Annotated in this window: 15 protein-coding genes and 1 other annotated feature; all 15 genes read left to right on the top strand. The window is 48.0% G+C overall.

Going from position 1 to position 21438, the window contains the following annotated elements:
- Positions 1-91: 91 nt before the first annotated feature.
- The 15 genes from ispG (at position 92) to MHB84_RS19180 (ending at position 21401) form a co-directional block, all read left to right on the top strand.
- Positions 92-1189, top strand: coding sequence for a flavodoxin-dependent (E)-4-hydroxy-3-methylbut-2-enyl-diphosphate synthase (ispG, locus tag MHB84_RS19110; RefSeq protein WP_076290795.1), 1098 nt, complete (start codon positions 92-94; stop codon positions 1187-1189).
- A 169-nt stretch (positions 1190-1358) separates the two neighbouring features.
- Complete coding sequence (gene lonB / locus MHB84_RS19115; RefSeq protein WP_076290794.1) at positions 1359-3113, top strand: ATP-dependent protease LonB; 1755 nt, start codon at positions 1359-1361, stop codon at positions 3111-3113.
- Positions 3114-3199: 86 nt separating this feature from the next.
- Positions 3200-5539, top strand: a complete 2340-nt coding sequence (gene lon, locus MHB84_RS19120) for an endopeptidase La (RefSeq protein ID WP_076290793.1) — start codon at positions 3200-3202, stop codon at positions 5537-5539.
- Between the two features lie 156 nt (positions 5540-5695).
- Positions 5696-6349 carry a ribosome biogenesis GTP-binding protein YihA/YsxC gene (yihA, locus tag MHB84_RS19125; RefSeq protein ID WP_076290792.1) on the top strand — a complete coding sequence of 218 codons (654 nt, stop codon included), beginning with the start codon at positions 5696-5698 and terminating at the stop codon, positions 6347-6349.
- A 266-nt stretch (positions 6350-6615) separates the two neighbouring features.
- Complete coding sequence (locus MHB84_RS19130) at positions 6616-7206, top strand: non-ribosomal peptide synthetase module (protein ID WP_076290791.1); 591 nt, start codon at positions 6616-6618, stop codon at positions 7204-7206.
- A gap of 576 nt (positions 7207-7782) precedes the next feature.
- A complete protein-coding gene (gene hemA, locus MHB84_RS19135) occupies positions 7783-9171 on the top strand; it encodes a glutamyl-tRNA reductase (RefSeq protein WP_076290790.1) in 1389 nt (462 codons plus the stop codon).
- 14 nt (positions 9172-9185) lie between these two features.
- Positions 9186-10013, top strand: a complete 828-nt coding sequence (gene ccsA / locus MHB84_RS19140; RefSeq protein ID WP_371121670.1) for a cytochrome c biogenesis protein CcsA — start codon at positions 9186-9188, stop codon at positions 10011-10013.
- Between the two features lie 5 nt (positions 10014-10018).
- The gene (locus MHB84_RS19145; RefSeq protein WP_076290789.1) at positions 10019-10669 is read left to right on the top strand and encodes a precorrin-2 dehydrogenase/sirohydrochlorin ferrochelatase family protein; all 651 of its coding nucleotides are present in this window, start codon (positions 10019-10021) and stop codon (positions 10667-10669) included.
- A 2-nt stretch (positions 10670-10671) separates the two neighbouring features.
- A complete protein-coding gene (gene hemC / locus MHB84_RS19150; RefSeq protein ID WP_076290788.1) occupies positions 10672-11628 on the top strand; it encodes a hydroxymethylbilane synthase in 957 nt (318 codons plus the stop codon).
- Positions 11629-11632: 4 nt separating this feature from the next.
- Complete coding sequence (gene cobA / locus MHB84_RS19155) at positions 11633-13195, top strand: uroporphyrinogen-III C-methyltransferase (protein WP_076290787.1); 1563 nt, start codon at positions 11633-11635, stop codon at positions 13193-13195.
- 107 nt (positions 13196-13302) lie between these two features.
- Positions 13303-14304, top strand: a complete 1002-nt coding sequence (gene hemB, locus MHB84_RS19160) for a porphobilinogen synthase (RefSeq protein ID WP_076290786.1) — start codon at positions 13303-13305, stop codon at positions 14302-14304.
- 112 nt (positions 14305-14416) lie between these two features.
- Complete coding sequence (gene hemL / locus MHB84_RS19165; protein WP_076290785.1) at positions 14417-15721, top strand: glutamate-1-semialdehyde 2,1-aminomutase; 1305 nt, start codon at positions 14417-14419, stop codon at positions 15719-15721.
- A complete protein-coding gene (locus MHB84_RS19170) occupies positions 15718-16626 on the top strand; it encodes an RluA family pseudouridine synthase (RefSeq protein ID WP_076290784.1) in 909 nt (302 codons plus the stop codon). The genes hemL and MHB84_RS19170 overlap by 4 nt, the downstream gene beginning before the upstream one ends.
- Positions 16627-16762: 136 nt before the next feature.
- On the top strand, positions 16763-18238 hold the full coding sequence (locus MHB84_RS19175; RefSeq protein ID WP_076290783.1) for a LysM peptidoglycan-binding domain-containing protein: 1476 nt from the start codon (positions 16763-16765) through the stop codon (positions 18236-18238).
- A gap of 158 nt (positions 18239-18396) precedes the next feature.
- Positions 18397-18676 (top strand) — a binding site (T-box leader).
- A gap of 58 nt (positions 18677-18734) precedes the next feature.
- Entirely contained in the window at positions 18735-21401 is a 2667-nt protein-coding gene (locus MHB84_RS19180; protein WP_076290782.1) for a valine--tRNA ligase, read from the top strand.
- Positions 21402-21438: the final 37 nt, after the last annotated feature.

A 21438-nucleotide genomic window follows, 5' to 3' on the forward strand; every position in this document is an offset into this window, starting at 1 on the left:
TATAGACTTGTCAGTTCTCCACTCCTGGCAGAAGGCGAATTCATGTCTCTGTCAGGGTGGAGCTTTGACGTTGTGGGGAGAGAAATCACTCATGTTTTTAAGACAAGATACACGACCCGTAAAAGTGGGTAACTTAACGATTGGTGGCAGCAACGAAGTCATCATCCAGAGCATGTGTACAACGAAAACGGCAGACGTTGAAGCGACCGTGGCAGAGATTTTGCGTTTGGAAGAAGCAGGATGCCAAGTGGTGCGTGTAACAGTGAACAATGAGGAAGCTGCAGCAGCCATCAAGGAAATCAAAAAACGGATTAATATTCCGCTCGTAGCGGACATCCATTTTAATTATAAACTGGCGCTCCTTGCGATTGAGAACGGCATCGATAAAGTACGGATTAATCCCGGCAATATCGGTAAACGTGCAAAAGTAGAGGAAGTCGTCAAAGCTTGTAAAGAGAAGGGTATTCCGATTCGAATCGGGGTAAACGCAGGATCTCTGGAAAACCATTTGCTTGAGAAATATGGTTACCCAACAGCTGATGCTATGGTAGAAAGTGCACTTTATCACATTGGTATTTTGGAAGAATTGGATTTCCATGATATCATCGTGTCTCTCAAAGCATCGGATGTGCCGATGGCGATTGAGGCGTACACCAAAGCAGCTCAAATCATTCCGTATCCGTTGCATCTGGGGATTACCGAGGCGGGTACATTGTTCTCGGGTACAATTAAAAGTTCTGCCGGTATGGGTGCCTTGTTATCGATGGGTATTGGTTCGACGATGCGGATATCGCTTAGTGCAGACCCGGTTGAGGAAATCAAGGTCGCTCGTGACCTGCTCAAAACCTTTGGTCTAATTTCCAATGCAGCTACGCTGATTTCCTGTCCTACCTGTGGGCGTTTGGATATCGATCTGTTCTCCATTGCGAATGAAGTGGAAGAGTATATCTCCAAACTCAAGGTGCCGATCAAAGTATCGGTGTTGGGTTGTGCCGTTAACGGTCCGGGTGAAGCCAAGGAAGCGGATATCGGTATTGCCGGTGCACGTGGAGAAGGTTTGTTGTTCCGTCATGGTAAAATGATCCGTAAAGTTCCGGAAGAAATTATGGTTGAGGAATTGAAAAAAGAGATCGACAAAATCGTGGAGTCCTATGAAACGACAGGCGTTATTCCTGGTCGCTCGCACTGATTGATTTATATATCGTTATGTAACAGTCCGTCATCATTGACGGGCTGTTTTTTGTTCTCAAACATACAATTTCCCGATCACCCGTTTACGTCTCGGTGAAAAGGCTATACTACCAAGTATTAGCATGATCTCATATGAGAATAGGGATAGAACAGGAGGATGTTGAGACATGGAATTTGGTATGGTCATAATGATGATTCAGTTATTTTTTGGTGTGGTGATCGGTTTGTATTTCTGGAATTTGCTTCGTGGGCAGAAAACGAATCGCGGTGCGGTTGAGCGTGAATCCCGCAAGGAACTGGAGAAGCTGCGGAAGTTACGCTCCATTTCACTCACCAAGCCCCTGTCAGAGAAGACACGTCCGGCAACCATTAATGACATTGTAGGGCAAAAAGACGGACTTCGCGCCCTTAAAGCCGCACTATGCAGTGCTAATCCTCAGCATGTCATTATATATGGACCTCCAGGGGTAGGTAAAACAGCTGCGGCAAGGGTGGTTTTGGAAGAAGCCAAAAAGAATCCGTCATCTCCCTTCAAGGCCGATGCCAAATTCACGGAACTCGACGCCACGACGGCGCGTTTTGATGAACGTGGTATTGCTGACCCATTGATTGGTTCAGTGCATGATCCGATCTATCAGGGAGCAGGAGCGATGGGCGTAGCTGGTATTCCTCAGCCGAAACCCGGTGCCGTTACCAAAGCGCATGGAGGGATGCTTTTTATTGATGAGATTGGTGAATTGCATTCCATCCAGATGAATAAACTGCTGAAAGTGTTGGAGGACCGCAAGGTCTTTTTGGAAAGTGCGTACTATAACTCAGAAGACACGCATACTCCTGCTTATATCCACGATATTTTCCAAAATGGTCTGCCAGCCGATTTTCGTCTGGTCGGAGCGACGACCCGTTCGCCCCATGAACTGCCTCCAGCCTTGCGCTCGCGGTGCATGGAGGTCTATTTCCGTCCATTGCTGCCCGAAGAGATTGGGCAAATCGCGGAAGATGCCGTTCAGAAAATCGGATTCAGTCCGTGTCCAGAAGCAGTGGATGTGGTTAAGCGCTATGCAACCAATGGTCGTGAAGCGGTGAATATCATTCAGCTCGCTGCGGGGCTGGCTTTGACTGAAAAACGTGAAACGCTGCAGGCTTCGGATGTGGAATGGGTCGCTGGCAGCAGCCAGATTCAGCCCCGACCAGATCGCAAGGTGCCTTTGCGGCCGCAGATCGGTTTTGTGAATGGCTTGGCCGTATATGGACCGAATATGGGCACCATTCTGGAGATCGAAGTATCCGCTGTTCCGGCTCTTCGAGATCAGGGACGAATTAACATCACGGGAGTTGTGGATGAAGAAGAGATTGGAGGCGGTTCGCGCACACTCCGGCGAAAAAGCATGGCTAAAGGCTCGGTTGAAAATGTGTTAACCGTATTAAAGGCCATGGGTATTCGTCCTAACGATTATGATTTACACGTCAACTTTCCAGGTGGAACGCCAATTGATGGCCCTTCTGCCGGGATTGCTATGGCGACAGCCATTACATCAGCCATCCAGGGGCGTCCGATTGACCATGAGACAGCGATGACTGGCGAGATCAGTATTCATGGCCGGGTAAAACCGATCGGCGGTGTACTCGCCAAAGTGGAGGCTGCATTCCAGGCGGGTGCGAAGACGGTCATTATTCCGGCAGAGAACTGGCAGTCTATCTTTGAAAATCTGGATGGCTTACGTGTTATCCCGGTCGATACTGTTGAAGACGTATTCCGAGAAGTATTTGACTGGGTGCCCAATGAGGAGCAAGCCAAACAAATCAACCTTGCGGAGGAGACAGCGACACCGGCACCGGAGATTTTCCCACCGGCATCCGCATCCTATTTACGTGCTGACTTGCCCCGTCCAGGACAGGTTACAGATTCGGGAAGCTGCTAAGCGCTTCCCTTCATTGGTTTTTTATGTGAACATTTGATAGAATAATGAATGACTACAACCTGAGAGCCATTGGAGGTGCGAAAGCGATGGGACCGAGCAAAGCGAAAGGTCGTCGTTTTCCTTTACTGCCTTTAAGAGGACTTCTCGTCTACCCGAGTATGGTACTGCATCTCGATGTGGGCCGGGAGAAATCGGTCAAGGCTTTAGAAAAAGCGATGGTAGAAGAACATTTGATTCTCCTATGTTCCCAAGCCGAGGTAAATATTGAAGAACCAACACAAGAGGACATTTTCAGAATCGGAACCGTTGCCAAGGTCAGACAGATGCTGAAACTTCCAAACGGGACGATTCGTGTACTTGTGGAAGGCTTGGAACGGGCTGAAATCATTGAATATACGGACAACGAGGAATACTATGAGGTTCTGGCTCAAGAGCTTCCTGAAGAGGAGAACAGTCATCCGGAAACGGATGCGCTGATGCGTACAGTTCTGAACCAGTTCGAAAATTATATTAATCTGTCCAAAAAAGTTACACCTGAGACACTTGCGGCTGTGTCCGATATTGAAGAACCAGGGCGCTTGGCCGATGTTATCACCAGTCACCTGTCTTTGAAGATCAAGGACAAACAGGAGATTTTGGAGACCATCGACGTTCGTGAACGGCTGGAGAAGCTGCTGGACATCCTGAACAATGAGCGGGAAGTGCTGGAGCTTGAACGTAAGATCAGTCAGCGCGTGAAGAAACAGATGGAGAAAACCCAGAAAGAATATTATCTGCGTGAGCAGATGAAGGCGATTCAAAAAGAGCTGGGTGAGAAAGAAGGCCGTGCCGGGGAAGTTGAGGAACTCCGAAATCAAATGGAGGCTCTTGACTTGCCGGACAAGGTGAAGGAAAAGGTTGAGAAAGAAATTGATCGTCTGGAGAAAATGCCATCAAGTTCTGCCGAAGGCGGCGTTATCCGCAACTATGTGGATTGGCTGCTCGGACTGCCTTGGACGCAGATGACAGCCGACGATCTGGATATTCAAAAGGCTGAAGATGTGCTAAATGCAGATCACTACGGTTTGGAAAAACCGAAAGAACGTGTACTTGAATATCTGGCTGTTCAGAAGCTGGTGAAAAAGCTAAAAGGACCGATCCTCTGTCTGGTTGGACCTCCAGGGGTCGGGAAAACGTCACTTGCCCGCTCTATCGCCAGATCTCTTGGACGCGAATTCGTCAGAATATCGCTGGGGGGCGTGCGAGATGAAGCAGAAATTCGCGGTCATCGTCGCACCTATGTGGGTGCAATGCCAGGACGTATCATTCAGGGCATGAAGACGGCGGGTTCACTCAATCCGGTGTTCCTGCTGGATGAGATCGATAAAATGGCTTCGGACTTCCGCGGAGACCCTTCCGCAGCATTGCTCGAAGTTCTTGATCCCGAACAGAACAACACGTTCAGTGATCACTTTGTAGAGTTGCCGTTTGACTTATCTAACGTTATGTTTATTACAACTGCCAACACAGTGCATAACATTCCGCGTCCGCTTCTGGACCGGATGGAGATGCTCAATATTCCGGGATATACCGAACTGGAGAAGCTGCAAATCGCCAAAAACTATTTGCTGCCGAAACAGAAACAGGACCATGGCCTGGAAGAAGATCAGCTGAATATCGGGGATGACAGCTTGCTGCGTGTCATTCGTGAATATACACGAGAGTCCGGCGTACGCAATCTGGAACAGCAGATGGCTTCGTTGTGTCGGAAAGCGGCCAAAAACATCGTGTCTGGTGTAGAAGGTCAGATTAACATTACACCAGATGAAGTGAAGGATTACCTTGGTCCGGGTAAATTCCGCTATGGTATGGCCGAACTGGAAGATCAGATTGGTACGGTGACGGGACTAGCGTGGACTGAAGTGGGTGGAGATACCCTCGTGATCGAGGTTACCGTTGTACCTGGTACGGGGAAATTGACGTTGACAGGTAAACTGGGCGATGTCATGAAGGAATCGGCTCAGGCGGCATTCAGCTACACCCGATCAAAAGCTGCACAGCTTGGCATTCCGTCCGACTTCCACGAGAAGAACGATATCCATATCCACGTTCCGGAAGGAGCCATTCCGAAGGATGGACCATCTGCCGGAATTACGATGGCAACTGCGTTGATCTCTGCTCTAACAAACAAACATGTCTCCAAGGACATTGCCATGACTGGCGAAATAACGCTTCGTGGTCGTGTGTTGCCGATCGGCGGACTTAAGGAAAAATCACTGGCGGCTCACCGTGCCGGTTACAAAAAAATATTATTGCCCAAGGATAACGAACGGGACCTGCGGGATATTCCAGACAGCATCAAAGAAGATGTGGAATTTGTTCCTGTAGCTCATATGGATCAGGTGCTGCAACATGCGCTTGTGGAACAGGCAGGAATTCACCTGTAGTCCGTTAAACGAGGGATCGTATGAAGAGTAAACCGTTCTGCGGAAGCTTTGGCGTCCGCTGGAACGGTTTTTTTGGTATGATAGAACAATCCATGGCATAATACCAACAGCAGCTCTAAGTAAGAGCACAGGAGTTAAAGAGAGGACAGATACATTATGAAAGTAAATCAATCCGAATTTATTATCAGTGCCGTTCGGCCTGAACAATACCCCGAGGACGGCCTGCCCGAGATTGCCTTGGCGGGGCGGTCCAATGTAGGGAAATCATCTTTGATCAACCGTTTGATTAATCGCAAAAACTTGGCGCGGACAAGTTCTACCCCTGGTAAGACACAGCAACTGAACTATTATAAGATCAATCAGGATCTCTACTTCGTCGATTTCCCGGGATATGGCTACGCTAAAGTTTCCAAAGAGCAACGCTTTGCCTGGGGCAAAATGATGGAGAAGTACTTGTTGGGACGCGAGGAATTGAAACTGGTCATGCAGATGGTGGATATGAGACATGAGCCGTCCAAGGATGACAAGATGATGAATGAGTGGCTCCGCCATCATGGCTTGCCTCTGGTAGTGGTTGCGACGAAGATGGACAAGATTCCAAAAACGCGTAGAGCCAAACATATTAAAGTCATCAAAGAAGCTTTGGATCTTCGTCCTGGCGATCTGTTTGTACCGTTTTCATCGGAAGAAGGTTTAGGTAAAGAAGAGTTATGGGAGATCATCACTCGCTTTGCCGGAATCGGTCAAGAAACAGTGGAAGAAGAGTCACAGGCTGAGAAAAATCACGAAGACAACGAAATTAACGGATAACCGGGGATTACGCCATTTTGATGCAGGAAAGCGAGCAACTGGGGTGGATCTTTGATTCGATCAAGGATTAATCCATATTTTATGGATTTTCGTGAACATTCATTGTTTTATTTTGGGGCGAAATAGCTATACGGTAGTGTATAATGAGTATAGGTGCATTTGTGCCAACAGTACCAAAGTAGCGGCCTTGCCGACCTGAAGAATTTTGAGATCACTGCCACAAGTGCAGGAAGACAAAACAATCGGGAAAGAATTGAGGAGATTTTATGGCTCAGCGATTAGCCACAGAGTATGTTAAAGCCACTTTGAAATTGTCAGAACCCCAGATGCATCAGTTTTTACGCATGACAGAAGATGGCCGGATTCATCAACGAGTGAAGGTGATGGAGAATGGCTGCCAGGAAATTGTGCTCGTGGATGTGAGTGGAGAAGAAGTTCATTTCCCTTTTGACCGTAGGGAAGGGTTTTACATCTGTGAGTTATCTTGCCGCCTGGTAAACCATTATCTGACGAACGTAGTTCGGAAGCTCTTTATGACCTTTAAGGGTGATGGCGTTGTTCATCGCATTTATGAGGAGTTCACCATGACGTATGTTTATACTCAGGGCGTTGTCCGTAAAATTGTGGAGCAGACCGGCGAGAATACCCGTGTCATCTACGAATACAAAAATACGTTGCTTGAATTGCAACGTGTGTTCCAGGCTCGAGATATTGAACGCGAGATAAACAGGTTATACGCCGAGGTTGATTCGTTACTCGATTCAAGATTGGATGCATCTACTTCTGATCAAGTTCAGCAGATTGATGAAAAGCTTGCGCGCCACCAGAAACGGCTGTTTGAGCTTGAAGCCTACTGACTCAAAAGAGTGAATTATACAAGTATCTAACTAACCATCCCCTAATGCTCTGATCTGGCATATTCCAGGCAGAAGCGAAAGGGGATTTCTTGATTTTGGGAGCTTGATGGACACGAATCTTTTATTTTTTGATCTTCCTAAAAGGGGTTGCATTCCCTTTGGATAGATGTTATTTTTAATCTCGAATTGCAAATGGAGTTACCAGAAATGAAACCAAATGAAATGTTATACATGATTTAATTCGACAGCATGAATAATGTTCACATATCGGGATGGAACGAAGATCATCCCAAACCTGAATAGTCATGGAGCCATCCATGGCTATTTGTTTTATATGGGATTTTCCTGAATCTTTATCATTAAAACAAGTATTTAACGCATAACGGTGAAGATTGGTGAGACACTACAATAAATGACAATGCATAAGATGATTTACATGGGGATTTCATAAACATTTCATAAAAATGGCCCAGTCATACTATGGATGTGTGATATAATTAACCATGTCAATCATAAATGGATGAACATATGTAGAAAACACTTTGATTGGAAATTTATTAGGCAGGTGAACTTGCAATGCACATCGTTGTCGTTGGTTTGAATTATCGCACGGCGCCTGTAGAGGTTAGGGAACGATTCACATTTGCAGAAAAGGACTTGTCTGAAGCGCTGCAGCAGCTCAAGCTGACCAAGAGTGTATTGGAAGGTGTAATCGTAGCCACATGTAACCGTACCGAGTTGTATGTTGTGGTAGACCGTCTTCACATGTGTGGTTATTTTATTCGGACGTTCATGGAACAATGGTTTAATGTTCCGCGGGAAGAATTTACGCAACACTTATATATATATGAAGATGATCAAGCCATGCGCCATTTGTTCCGTGTCATTTGTGGGCTGGACTCAATGGTTATTGGCGAGACTCAGATTCTTGGACAGGTGAAACAGGCTTTTTTCAAAGCACAGGAAGAGAAAGCTACGGGGACCTGGTTTAACATGCTGTTCAAACAGGCTGTTACATTGGGCAAACGGGCACATTCGGAGACTTCGATTGGAGAGAGTGCGGTATCTGTAAGTTATGCTGCTGTAGAACTAGGCAAGCGTATCTTTGGTATGTTCACGGATAAGAAGGTGCTGATTCTGGGTGCCGGCAAAATGAGTGAACTTACAGTAAAACACCTGTATACCAACGGAGCCTCCGAAGTCATTGTGGCGAATCGGACACTTGCGCGTGCTGAGGAATTGGCAGCGAAGTTTCGGGGGACCCCTTGTACGATGGAACAGGCACTAGAACGACTGAACGAGGTTGATATTGTCATCAGTTCGACGGGGGCCGAAAGATATGTACTGGATGCCACTGTTGTTCGGGAGAGCATGAAGCGTCGTCAATCGCGTCCACTGTTCCTCATTGATATTGCTGTTCCACGGGATATTGATCCGGCAATCGGCGAGTTATCCAATGTATTCCTTTATGATATTGATGATTTGGAAGGAATCGTGGAGAGCAATCTGGAGATGCGTAAGGTAGAAGCTGCTAAGATCGAGAAAATGATTGAACTTGAGATGGAAGATTATTATCAATGGCTCAAAACCTTGGGCGTTCGTCCTGTCATTCGGGCATTGCAGGAAAAAGGTGCTTCCATTCATGAAGAGACGATGGATAGTCTGTTTAATAAATTGCCTGAACTGGATGAACATCAACGTAAAGTTATCCGCCGTCTGACGAAAAGCATCGTCAATCAAATGACGACAGATCCGATTAACCGGATTAAGGAAATGGCGGGTACCAAGCACGGTGATGAAGCGCTGCGCATGTTTACTCAGATCTTTGCTCTGGAGGATGCAGTAGAGGTGGCCGCTGAGAAAGTAAGTCAGAGTGATGCCACGGCTCTGCGCAAACCGGATGCCGTTCATCTTAACGATTCCCGGCAAGACCCCGTGCCGGCTTATGCTCCGGCAGGCGTATAAGGCGGGTGGGCAGCTTGACCCTAGCTGAACAAATCTATGAAGCTTTAATCTATATGTATGCCCTGAGCCTACTGTTCTATTTCTCGGACTGCATTCGACGCAATGCGGGGGCGAAGCGGACAGGCACAGGGTTTCTTGTTGTAGTGTGGGCACTTCAGGTGTTCCATGTCATTTTACGCATGTTAACTGAAGGGCATTTTCCAATCTACACCACGTTTGATTTTTTGTTTATCTTTTCATTTAGTATTGTGTTGATGTCTCTCGTAATGACTCGTATTCAGCGTTCCGAATTTGTCATTTTATTGCTGAACGTGGTAGGTTTCTCCGTTACGGTGTTGAACCGATTGTGGTTTACAGCAGGTGAGATATCTCTGCATAACTGGCAGACTGTGCATGGATTGCTTATTATGCATATTACGTTGGCCAATCTTGGTTTTGCGGCTCTGACGGTGGGTGCTGTATTTGCAATGTTATATCTGTTCTTGCACCGTAAGCTGAAGAATAAGAAATGGAATGATACCGTACGCCGTCTGCCGAGCCTCGAAGTGATCGGCAAATATATGGATGGGGCTACACTGATAGGCACACCACTTCTTGGTGTTTCTATCATGCTCGCGGTATTGTCCATTGTAGCTGAAACGCGCTGGAGCCTGCTCTTGGATCTCAAGGTTATTGCAACGGGACTGGCCATAGCGATCTATGTGGGATATTTCGTCTTTAAGAGAAGAAAACAGTTTTCCACAGTTATTATGGCGAGATGGACGCTGATCGGATACGGCTTTGTCATTATCAGTTTTTTATCCAATGCGTATTCAGCGTTTCATCGTTGGACGGGAGAGTGAAGGGGATGGAACGGTACACGCCAATATTTGTGGATATATCAGGGAAATCTTGCTGCGTGGTTGGAGGCGGACGTGTTGCTGAACGGAAAATAAAAGGTTTGCTTCATGCGGAAGCGCAAATCAAGGTGATTAGTCCGGAAGTTACGCCAACGTTACAACAATTGCATCATGATTCCCGAATTCAATGGCTGGCCCGGTCCTACCGCAATGGAGATTTGCGGGGGGCCTTTCTCGTATATGCAGCAACGGACCATAGTGAAGTGAACACAGCTGTTGTCCAAGAAGCTGAAGATGCGGGTATACTGGTTAATGACGCCATATCTTCTGAGCGTAGCACCTTTATTACACCAAGTGTGGTCAGGCGTGGAAGACTGAGCATTGCGATATCAACCGCTGGGGCAGGACCCGTGGCCGCAGCAGAAATTCGTGACACCTTGGAGCAGCAATTCGGAGATGAGTACGAGACATATATTGAATTTTTGTATCAGATGAGGATGGAAGTAAAGGCGCGTGTATATTCTTCAGGTGTCAGAGCTAAATTACTTCGTCGTTTAACCGAAATGGATGTGCTGGAAAAGATCCGTACAGGTCAGTTTGAGTGGTGGACCGAAGAACAAATTGGGGACTGGATATCCCATAATCAGGAGGACGTGTAGACATGCGGACAATTAAAGTGGGAAGCAGACAAAGCGCACTTGCTTTGACCCAGACAGGCCATGTAATTCAAGATTTACGTGATATTTGTGAACGGGAAGGATTAGCTTTTGATTTTGAAGTACATAAAATTGTTACAAAAGGAGATTTGATTCTCGACGTAACCCTGTCCAAAGTCGGAGGCAAAGGACTATTTGTCAAAGAGATTGAACAGGCGATGATGGATCGCACGATTGATATGGCTGTTCATAGCATGAAGGATATGCCTTCTGAGCTGCCCGAAGGGTTGACGAACGGGGCTGTTCCGCGTCGTGCGGATCCTCGTGATGCACTGATTTCGAATGGTGGACTCACATTGGATCAATTGCCAGAAGGTGCAAGAGTGGGGACGAGCAGTCTGCGTCGATCCAGTCAACTGAAAGCATACCGTCCGGATTTGAAACTCGAATCGCTTCGTGGCAATATTGATTCCCGTCTGCGCAAGCTGGAGACAGAAGGTTTGGACGCTATTATTTTGGCTGCCGCTGGTTTGTATCGAATGGGCTGGCAGGATCGGATTACGGAGTATCTGTCAGAGGAAGCTTGTCTTCCCGCAGTTGGTCAGGGTGCGCTCGGCATTGAATGCCGTGAAGATGATGCCGAACTGCTCCATCTGTTGCAGTTGTATAACGATCCGGAAACCGCATTTCCTGTGTTGGCTGAACGTCGCTTCCTTAGTGTGTTGAATGGGGGCTGTCAGGTTCCGATTGGAGCTCATGCCGTATGGGTGCCACAGCAAGATGCAGATTCCCCGAATGGACAAAACACGTTACAATTAACAGGTATGGTCGGTACGCCAGACGGTGGACTGATTCTTAAAGAAGCGATGACGGGCAAAGATCCGGTTCGTCTTGGAGAAGAAGTGGCTTGGAGATTGATTGAACGGGGAGCAGAGCAGATACTGGCAGAAGTTAGGGGATGAAGACATGGTGGGGAAGGTCTTTTTGGTTGGTGCAGGTCCAGGTGACGCCAAGCTGATTACGGTAAAAGGCTGGGAATCGATCGGTCGAGCGGATGCTGTTGTTTACGATCGGTTGGCTAGTCCAAGATTACTCAAACAAATGAAGCCCGGCGCGGTTAAGATATATGTGGGTAAACGGCCGGATCGACATACGATGAAGCAGGAAGAAATCAACCAGCTGCTGGTTGATCTCGCACTGGAAGGCAAAGTTGTGGTCCGGCTTAAAGGGGGAGACCCGACGATATTCGGACGCGTGGGTGAAGAGGCTGATCTGCTGCGCAAAAACGACGTTCCTTTTGAAATCGTACCTGGTGTAACCTCAGCAATAAGTGTACCTGCTTACGCTGGAATACCTGTGACCCACCGCGACTATGCTTCCTCTATTTCCATCATTACGGGGCATGAGAGTCCGGACAAGCTTGACCGCAGTATTCATTGGGATAAAGTGACGAATGCAACAGGTACACTGGTATTTATGATGGGCGTATCCAAAATTGGATATATCAGCGAACAGTTGATTCGTCACGGACGCCCGGCGCAAACACCAGTGGCATTGATTCGCTGGGGCACAAGAGCAGAGCAAGATACGATCACAGGTACGCTTGAAGATATCGAAGCAAAAGTCATCGCTGCGAATTTTCAACCACCCGCTGTCATTGTAGTTGGTGAGGTGGTGAACCAGCGCGAACAGTTGAAATGGGCGGAAGCACTGCCGCTGTTTGGCAAACGCATTTTGGTAACGCGGGCACGCAGTCAGGCTAGTGAATTGGTGAACCGGATCGAGGAACTTGGCGGTGAACCTTACGAGTTTCCGGTAATTGAGACCGTGATGCCATCAGGGGAGTCGGCACAGGAAAGTGTCAAACAGGCCTTTGGTGCGTTAAATACGTTTGACTGGGTATTTTTCACGAGTGTAAACGGGGTGGAATTCTTCTTCCGTCATTTGCAGCAACAGGGGAAAGATATTCGCTCCATTCATCAAGCGAGAGTTGCGGCGGTGGGGCCTTCAACTGGGGATGCTTTGCGTAGATATGGTATCGTTGCGGAAGTCATCCAAGGACCATTTCAGGCCGAAGGTATGCTTGAAGCTTTTGAAAGTGAACTGAAGGAAGGGCAAAGGGTTCTTTTACCGCATGGAGATCTCGCACGCTCCTGGTTGCCTGAACAGTTAAGGGAACGAGGACTTCTGGTTACCGAGGCGATTATCTATGACACCATTCTGGCTGGCGAGGATGACGATGAACTGCTGAAGCTGCTTGAAGAGGGCGGCATTCATGCGATGACCTTCACAAGTTCATCTACCGTCACCAATTTTATGAGCATTCTGAAACGGATGGGATTGCAGGACCCCTTGCCTTTATTGGAAAATGTAGAGGTTGCATGTATCGGGCCTGTTACAGCGAAGACGGCAGAAGCAGCAGGCTTGAAGGTCACAATGATGGCTGAAGAAGCAACCATTGAGAGTCTGATTTCTGTGTTGTCTGAGTGGAAACGAAAGCCTGCCACAGAAGCTGCATTTCCCCGTTAAACATATAAATTGAACCGCAATCGATAGATGAAGCGTGCTGAATTCGTTACGATACCGGCGCGCTTCGCTTTTTGCTCCACATCACTATTCAGGGAGGTTTCACACGTATGAGTTTTCCAATTGTGCGGCATCGCCGTTTACGTCAATCCACAGGTATCCGCAATATGGTGAGAGAGACCCATTTAACTGTGGATGACTTTATCCAACCTATCTATGTTACTTATGGTGAAAATGTAAAATCTGAAATCAAATCGATGCCAGGCGTATTCCGCTTCTCGCTGGATCGTCTGCAGGAAGAAGTGAAGGAGATTGCCGATCTGGGTATTCCAGCTGTGCTCTTATTCGGTATTCCCGAAACCAAAGACAGTGTTGGTTCGTCTGGATTTGCAGAAGATGGCATTGTACAGGAAGCAACGAAGCTGATTAAGTCCTGGTATCCTGAGCTGCTCGTTGTGGCTGATACCTGTCTGTGCGAATTCACGGATCACGGTCATTGTGGTATGGTGCACACCGTGGAATTGGACGGTCACATTTGCGGAGATGTTCTCAATGACGAATCACTGGAGCTGCTCGTGAAAACAGCGGTATCCCAGGCCAAAGCTGGAGCGGACATCATTGCACCATCCAACATGATGGATGGATTTGTCCAAGCGATCCGTGCCGGACTGGATGAGAATGGTTTTAGTCATATTCCGATTATGTCCTACTCCGTAAAATATGCGTCGGCATTCTATGGTCCATTCCGCGAAGCTGCGGATTCCACGCCACAATTCGGAGATCGCAAGTCGTATCAGATGGACCCGGCGAACGCTCGTGAAGCATTGCGTGAAGCCGAAACCGATGTGCTTGAAGGAGCGGACATGTTGATGGTGAAACCTTCACTGTCCTATCTGGATGTCATGCGTACGATCAAGGACCAATTCGATCTTCCACTGGTTGCTTACAACGTAAGTGGAGAATATGCCATGGTGAAGGCAGCGGCGATTCAAGGCTGGATTGATGAGAAAAAAGTGGCCATGGAAATTCTGCTGAGTATGAAACGTGCGGGTGCAGATATGATTATTACGTACTACGGAAAAGATGCTTCACGCTGGTTGGCCGAGAAATAATAGCTTGCTCCCATAACAGCAAGGACGAACAAAGCGGATTATGGTTTATCAAAATTATATAATAGGCTCCTCTAATAGGTATGGAGGGGCCTCATCACTAAGGAGGATGTTCATGACTGCACAACAAGGAACTCGTCGCAATGATGAGCGCTCACGCAGCGCATTTGAAGAAGCCAAGCAGTACATACCTGGGGGTGTGAACAGTCCCGTTCGGGCGTTCAAATCGGTCGGGCTTACCCCAATCTATGCAGAGCGCGGAGAAGGCTCCAAAATTTATGATATTGATGGCAATGTTTTTATTGATTATGTGGGATCCTGGGGTCCGCTTATTATGGGACATGCGCATCCTGACGTTGTAGAAGCTTTGCGTGAGACAGCCCTTAAAGGAACAAGTTTTGGTGCGCCAACACTGCTGGAGACAGAGATGGCTAAACTCGTCTGTGAGCGTGTGCCTTCGATCGATATTGTACGAATGGTGAATTCCGGTACGGAAGCAACCATGAGTGCGATTCGGCTGGCACGTGGTGTAACCGGACGCAGTAAAATTTTGAAGTTTGAAGGATCATACCACGGGCATGCCGACAGCTTATTGATCAAAGCAGGATCTGGTGTAGCAACACTGGGTCTGCCTGACAGCCCGGGTGTTCCTGAAGGTGTGGCTATAAATACGATTACGGTCCCATACAATGACCTGGAGTCGGTGAAGCTTGCTTTTGAACGTTATGGTGAAGAACTGGCCGCCGTCATTGTGGAACCTGTTGCAGGTAATATGGGAGTTGTACCACCCGTTTCGGGTTTCCTTGAAGGCCTGCGCAATTTGACGTCGCAATACGGCAGTTTGCTCATTTTTGACGAAGTCATGACTGGTTTCCGTGTAGGGTTGAACTGTGCACAGGGACGATATGGCGTTACACCTGACCTGACTTGTCTGGGTAAAGTGATCGGTGGCGGGCTTCCGGTGGGCGCTTATGGCGGCAGACGTGATCTGATGGAACAGATTGCTCCGACCGGACCAATCTATCAAGCAGGTACACTGAGCGGTAATCCGCTGGCTATGGCAGCAGGTTATACCACACTCAAATTGTTGACACCGGAGGTCTATGATCGTCTGGAGACATTGTCTGCACGCTTGCAGGCTGGGTTTGAAAAGAATGCAGCGGAGACCGGCGTAGCCATAACAATTAACCGTGTTGGTTCGATGGTATGTCCATTTTTCAGTGCAGTTCCAGTTACAAATTATGATATTGCCAAAGAAAGCAATCTGGATCAATTCCGTCGTTACTTTGCGGCCATGATTGATCAGGGTGTAAGTGTTGCTCCTTCCCAATACGAAGGTATGTTTGTCTCTGGCGTGCATACGGAGCAGGATATTGACGATACGATTGAGGCGAACCGTAAGGCTCTTCAATCACTATGACCATTAAAAGTTGGAAACGCCGTGGGGAATGGCTTGAGCTGATGCCAGGCAAAGCGGTGACAGGCAGTTCAGACAGGCAAACGGCTGCAGAACAATGGCTCTTGTCTGAGCTTCAGTTACCAGAAAAAATGTTGCGTCAGCTAAAGACCAACCAGGGCATACAACTCGCAGGGGACCGGCTTCGGCTGGCCCTTTTTGCGTCTCAGCCGATCGATGTTGAACCGCGTTGGGCGGATATCGATGTCCTGTATGAAGATGACTTCTGTCTGGTTGTGCACAAACCGGCCGGAATGAAGCTTCATCCCGATGGAAGCCGGACGGATCAAGCAATTACGCTGGATCACGCGGTGGCCTCCTATTACGAAATGAATGGGGTTCAGGCGAATGTACGCCATGTTCACCGTCTGGATGAGGACACAACTGGGCCTGTTTTATATGCCAAAAATGCTTTTGCTCTCACCAAACTGGATGAAGCCATGCGGCGTAAAGACATTGGACGGCATTATGTCGCCATTGCAGGCGGTAAGATATCCACGGAGCTGAATAGGATTGATGCTCCGATTGGGAAGGACAGGCATCACAAGCAGCGCAGACGTGTCTCTGAAGGTGGGCAGGACGCTGTAACTCACGTAGAGATCGTGGAGGTATGGGATAGGGCGACCCTTATCAGGCTGACACTGGATACAGGGCGCACACACCAGATTCGGGTGCATTTAAGTTATGTGGGACATCCCCTCGTTGGAGATGAGTTATACGGAGGCAGAAGGGATTCTATTGGTCGGCAGGCGCTCCACGGTGAGACACTGATTTTTAGTCATCCACTGACAGGGGCACGAATTGAAGTGGCAGACCCTTGGCCACAGGATTTCGAACAACTGGCACAACGTAAAGGCAAGGACCAATAAACTGGGAAGGTTTGCATAAAAGGTGGCATGCTCATCTCATTCAAGGCATATAGATGGGGTAACGAAGGATTTGGACCATGGATCAGTCCCATGAGAAGGATCATGGTGAACATATGCCGAAAGGAGGACGCCACCTTTGTTGAATCAACCTTATGGTTTGCGGTTCGATATTTATGAGCGCGTTCATTTGTCAGAGGGAGTCCCTGCAATTGAGGAACTGGAGGAAATTGAGTTATATCCCCGCATTCAGGTGATAGGTCAGGATGATCATGCAACATTGCGAGGCCATCTTTTGCTAACAGGTGCGTATCGGGGAGAGAACGAGATCTCGGAGGAACTCAAACATTTTATTCCGGTGGAGATCACGGTACCCCTGAACCGGGTAAGATCGCTTGAGGATATTTCCATTGAGATCGAAAATTTTGATGTCGATTTGTTATCCAACCGAAGTCTAAACATTACAGGGGTATTGTCACTTCGCGGTATTGAGGGCTTTCCCGTGGAGGAACCGCAGGTCTGGTCAGCAGATGAGTTTACCGTTGTACATTCGCCCGACCCTCAGCAGGGCGACCGTTCCGCTGAAACAGAGCAGACAGGCAGCTATCCCAATGCTTTTGCTCAGGAGTATCTGCTTCAACGGAGCGAAGAGGAGCTGCAGCAGGAACATCTATTTCAAGCTTCTTCCGAACCGTTTCAGTCCTGGCAGCAAGGGGATGGGAACGCGGAGCAAAGCAAAATAGTAGCTGAAAACGAAGAGTCCTCGTCCTTGAGGGACAAGGAGGATGAAGCGCAAGCGAATGTGTTGTCCGATACGCCTTCTCCAGTTTCGTCTTTTTTGGCGGAGACAGCCGACAGGTTGGCTTCTTACCCTGAATCGGAGCCTTTGCTTCCTCTGGCTGAAGAGCAGTCTGTTTGGTCCGAGCCTTCCGTCGAGACCTTACATACGAACTTAAGGAATTCGGAGCAGGCCGATTCCAAACTGGAACTGCAGCATTCGGATGAACTGGCAGCACCGGACGTATGGCATTTTGAATCTGCTCGATCTGAACCAAAGCAGGAGGAGCACGCAGTTGCAGATGTTCCGGCAAGTTCGCAGTCAGAGAACTGGCAGGATGTCTTTGCAGCGTCTGAATCGGAAATTTCGGAGGAAGACAGACCTCCTCTTGAAGCGGTAGAGACGAATGAGCCCGCTGAAAAAGAATCGTTTATCCCTGAACCTGTGGCTGAGACGGAAGACAAGCCGGAGCTTAAGGTTGCTTTTGGCAGCAAGAGAGAATCTGCACTCAAACAGGAAGAGGGCGTAGGCATCTCCTCCTTGTTATCCTCTGGCAGAGTAACACGGGAGGCGGAGGCAGAACGAGAGCAAGAGGCACTTGCTGGAGTCCTGCAGGAAGAAGCATATCAGCCTGAAGATGTCGAGTGGAAGAACCTGTTTCTCGGCACCATTGTCGACCAGACCCCGTTCCGTAAAGTAAAGTTATGCATTGTACAGCGTGAAGAGACGCTCGATACCATTGCAGACCGATATCAGTTAAGTACCCGAGAGCTCCAGTTGTATAATCGTCTTTCCGAACAGGTTGTGGAAGAAGGACAGATTCTATATATCCCTTAACCTGTAGGCAGGTTTAATGACCATTTCGACCCGTGATCCCTTGAGGATGGCGGGTTTTTGCTTTGTCTGCCCTCAACCTGCATTGCAGCGCGCTTTTTCCGCTGTTGTCAGGTTGACTATCGGGCACGGGCAGGGTATGATGTGTTTAGGTTTTTTGAAGAACAACGTGGATCGGGAGTAGTAGACAGTATGACCTTTCAGAGAGCGGAATTGTAGCGCTGGGAAATTCCGTAGGAACCAACTGATCGAAGTCGCCCGGGAGTTGCCTGTTTGAATACAAGGGATGAGTAACTTTAGTATCATTCATTCCTAAGGTAGGATGGGCCGGTCGCAGCCGTTATCTGCTTGAAGTGTCACGTAAGTATAGAAGGGGTAGTTTATCTTTCTATCTGCGTGAAACAAAGGTGGTACCGCGAAAGCTAACCTTTCGTCCTTTGATGGATGAAAGGTTTTTTTGTTTTTTGGCGATGATGAATAAGTAACGGAGGAATGACACATGTCTGAACAAAAAAATTCAGCTGCAACAGAAATGCCAACCACATATGATCCGAAAGCTGCGGAACAAAAATGGTATTCCACTTGGATGGAAAATGGATATTTTAAGGCGGGTCAGCGTAAAGATGCTGAACCTTATACGATTGTAATTCCACCCCCGAACGTAACCGGAATGCTCCATATCGGGCATGCGCTCGATTTTACACTGCAGGATATTCTGATTCGTACCAAGCGGATGCAGGGCTATGATGCACTGTGGCTGCCGGGATCTGACCATGCAGGTATTGCTACACAAACTAAAGTAGAGCAGAAATTGCGTGAAGAAGGTCAGACTCGTTATGATCTGGGACGCGAAAAGTTCTTGGAGAAGGTATGGGACTGGAAGGATCAATACGCAACAACCATTCGTCAGCAATGGGGCAAAATGGGCTTGTCGCTCGATTACTCACGTGAACGTTTTACACTGGACGAAGGTCTATCCCAGGCTGTACGTAAAGTGTTTGTTCAACTGTATGAAAAAGGCCTCATTTATCGAGGCAAACGAATTATTAACTGGGACCCGGTGAACCGGACTGCACTGTCCGACATTGAGGTTGAATATAAAGAAGTTCAGGGTCACTTGTACCATCTGCGTTATCCGCTCAAAGACGGAAGTGGGTATGTTACAGTAGCGACAACTCGCCCGGAAACGATGCTGGGAGATACGGCAGTTGCTGTTCATCCGAAGGATGAGCGTTACGCAGATATGATTGGCAAGGTGCTTGTTCTGCCTATTATCGGACGCGAAATTCCGGTTATTGCAGATGAGTATGTGGATAAAGATTTCGGAAGCGGCGCCGTGAAAATTACGCCTGCTCATGATCCGAATGACTTCGAAGTGGGCCTTCGTCATGATCTGCCACAGATTACGGTGATGGATGAGACGGGTACGATGAATGCCGAAGCAGGCAAATATCAGGGACTGGATCGCAGCGACTGCCGTAAGCAGATTGTTGCCGACCTGCAAGAACAGGGCGTATTGATCAACATCGAGGATCATACGCATCAGGTTGGACACAGCGAACGTACAGGAGCTGTCGTTGAGCCGTATTTGTCGACACAGTGGTTTGTTGAGATGAAGCCACTCGCGGAAAAAGCGATTGAGAAGCAACAAAGCGGTGAAGGGGTTCATTTTGTTCCGGATCGTTTTGAGAAAACGTATCTGAACTGGATCGAGAATGTTCGTGACTGGTGTATCTCTCGTCAATTGTGGTGGGGTCATCGTATTCCTGCCTGGTACGACGAGGAGACTGGAGAAGTTATTGTATCTGCTGAAGATCCGACAACATTGCCAGAATACGCTGGACGTAAGCTGAGACAGGATGAAGACGTTCTGGATACATGGTTCAGCTCCGCATTATGGCCATTCTCTACATTAGGCTGGCCGGAAGATACGGAAGATCTGAAACGTTATTACCCAACAAGTGTACTCGTAACAGGGTATGACATTATTTATTTCTGGGTGGCGCGTATGATCTTTACCGCTCTGGAGTTCACGGAAGAGGTTCCGTTCAAGGATGTGCTGATGCACGGTCTTGTTCGTGATGCAGACGGACGGAAGATGTCCAAATCGCTAGGCAATGGTGTTGATCCGTTGGATGTGATTGAGAAATATGGTGCAGATGCAATGCGTTACATGATCTCTACAAGCAGCACTCCGGGTCAGGATCTCCGTTTCCGCTGGGAGCGGGTTGAACAGGCTCGTAACTTTGCCAATAAAATCTGGAATGCATCGCGCTTCGCTTTGATGAATCTGGAAGGGTTCACCTATGAAGATCGTGATATTAGTGGAGACCTTGGAACAGCGGATTACTGGATTTTGCACCGCCTGAACGAAACTTCTCGTGATATTACGCGTCTAATCGAAGCATATGAATTTGGAGAAACAGGCCGTTTGCTGTATAACTTTATTTGGGATGACCTGTGTGACTGGTATATTGAATTTGCGAAGTTGTCCTTCTATGGGGAAGATCCGGTTGCCAAGAAGAAAACACAATCGGTGCTTGCTTATGTGCTGGATCAGACTATGCGCCTAATTCATCCGTTCATGCCGTACATTTCGGAAGAGATCTGGCAGCATCTGCCGCATGAAGGCGAGACGATTACGTTGGCTTCCTGGCCGGTGTATGACCCTGCGTTGGAGAACCCAGAAGCGGTTGCCGAGATGAACCTGCTTATGGATACCATTCGTGCAGTGCGAAACATCCGTGCAGAAGTAAACGTACCAATGAGCAAGAAAATTGAATTAATGGTGAAAGCGAACAACGCAGAGACATCCAGCATCATTGAACGCAACAGCCATTACATCAAACGTTTCTGTAATACGTCCGAGTTCGACAGCGGCCTGGATCTGAGCTCACCGGATAAAGCAATGACTGCTATCATTACTGGGGCTGAGCTGTACTTGCCGCTGGCGGGTCTTATTGATATTGATCAGGAAGTGGCTCGTCTGGAGAAAGAGTTGCAGAACCTTGAGGGCGAAGTACTCCGTGTGGAGAAAAAGTTGGCGAACGAAGGCTTTGTTGCCAAGGCTCCTGCCAAAGTTATTGAAGAAGAGCGCGCCAAGCAAGCGGACTATTCCGATAAACGGGATAAGGTGATTGCACGAATCAAGGAACTGAAAGGTTAATATATTCGGGTCGGATGGAGTGCTTCTGCGCCATCCG

The sequence above is a fragment of the Paenibacillus sp. FSL F4-0087 genome, assembly GCF_038020215.1.
Taxonomy (GTDB): domain Bacteria; phylum Bacillota; class Bacilli; order Paenibacillales; family Paenibacillaceae; genus Paenibacillus; species Paenibacillus taichungensis.

Bases quoted from the DNA above. Each gene is read 5' to 3' on its own strand.
- ispG (WP_076290795.1), top strand. From the start codon at position 92: ATGTTTTTAAGACAAGATACACGACCCGTAAAAGTGGGTAACTTAACG.
- lonB (WP_076290794.1), top strand. From the start codon at position 1,359: ATGGAATTTGGTATGGTCATAATGATGATTCAGTTATTTTTTGGTGTG.
- lon (WP_076290793.1), top strand. From the start codon at position 3,200: ATGGGACCGAGCAAAGCGAAAGGTCGTCGTTTTCCTTTACTGCCTTTA.
- yihA (WP_076290792.1), top strand. From the start codon at position 5,696: ATGAAAGTAAATCAATCCGAATTTATTATCAGTGCCGTTCGGCCTGAA.
- MHB84_RS19130 (WP_076290791.1), top strand. From the start codon at position 6,616: ATGGCTCAGCGATTAGCCACAGAGTATGTTAAAGCCACTTTGAAATTG.
- hemA (WP_076290790.1), top strand. From the start codon at position 7,783: ATGCACATCGTTGTCGTTGGTTTGAATTATCGCACGGCGCCTGTAGAG.
- MHB84_RS19145 (WP_076290789.1), top strand. From the start codon at position 10,019: ATGGAACGGTACACGCCAATATTTGTGGATATATCAGGGAAATCTTGC.
- hemC (WP_076290788.1), top strand. From the start codon at position 10,672: ATGCGGACAATTAAAGTGGGAAGCAGACAAAGCGCACTTGCTTTGACC.
- cobA (WP_076290787.1), top strand. From the start codon at position 11,633: ATGGTGGGGAAGGTCTTTTTGGTTGGTGCAGGTCCAGGTGACGCCAAG.
- hemB (WP_076290786.1), top strand. From the start codon at position 13,303: ATGAGTTTTCCAATTGTGCGGCATCGCCGTTTACGTCAATCCACAGGT.
- hemL (WP_076290785.1), top strand. From the start codon at position 14,417: ATGACTGCACAACAAGGAACTCGTCGCAATGATGAGCGCTCACGCAGC.
- MHB84_RS19170 (WP_076290784.1), top strand. From the start codon at position 15,718: ATGACCATTAAAAGTTGGAAACGCCGTGGGGAATGGCTTGAGCTGATG.
- MHB84_RS19180 (WP_076290782.1), top strand. From the start codon at position 18,735: ATGTCTGAACAAAAAAATTCAGCTGCAACAGAAATGCCAACCACATAT.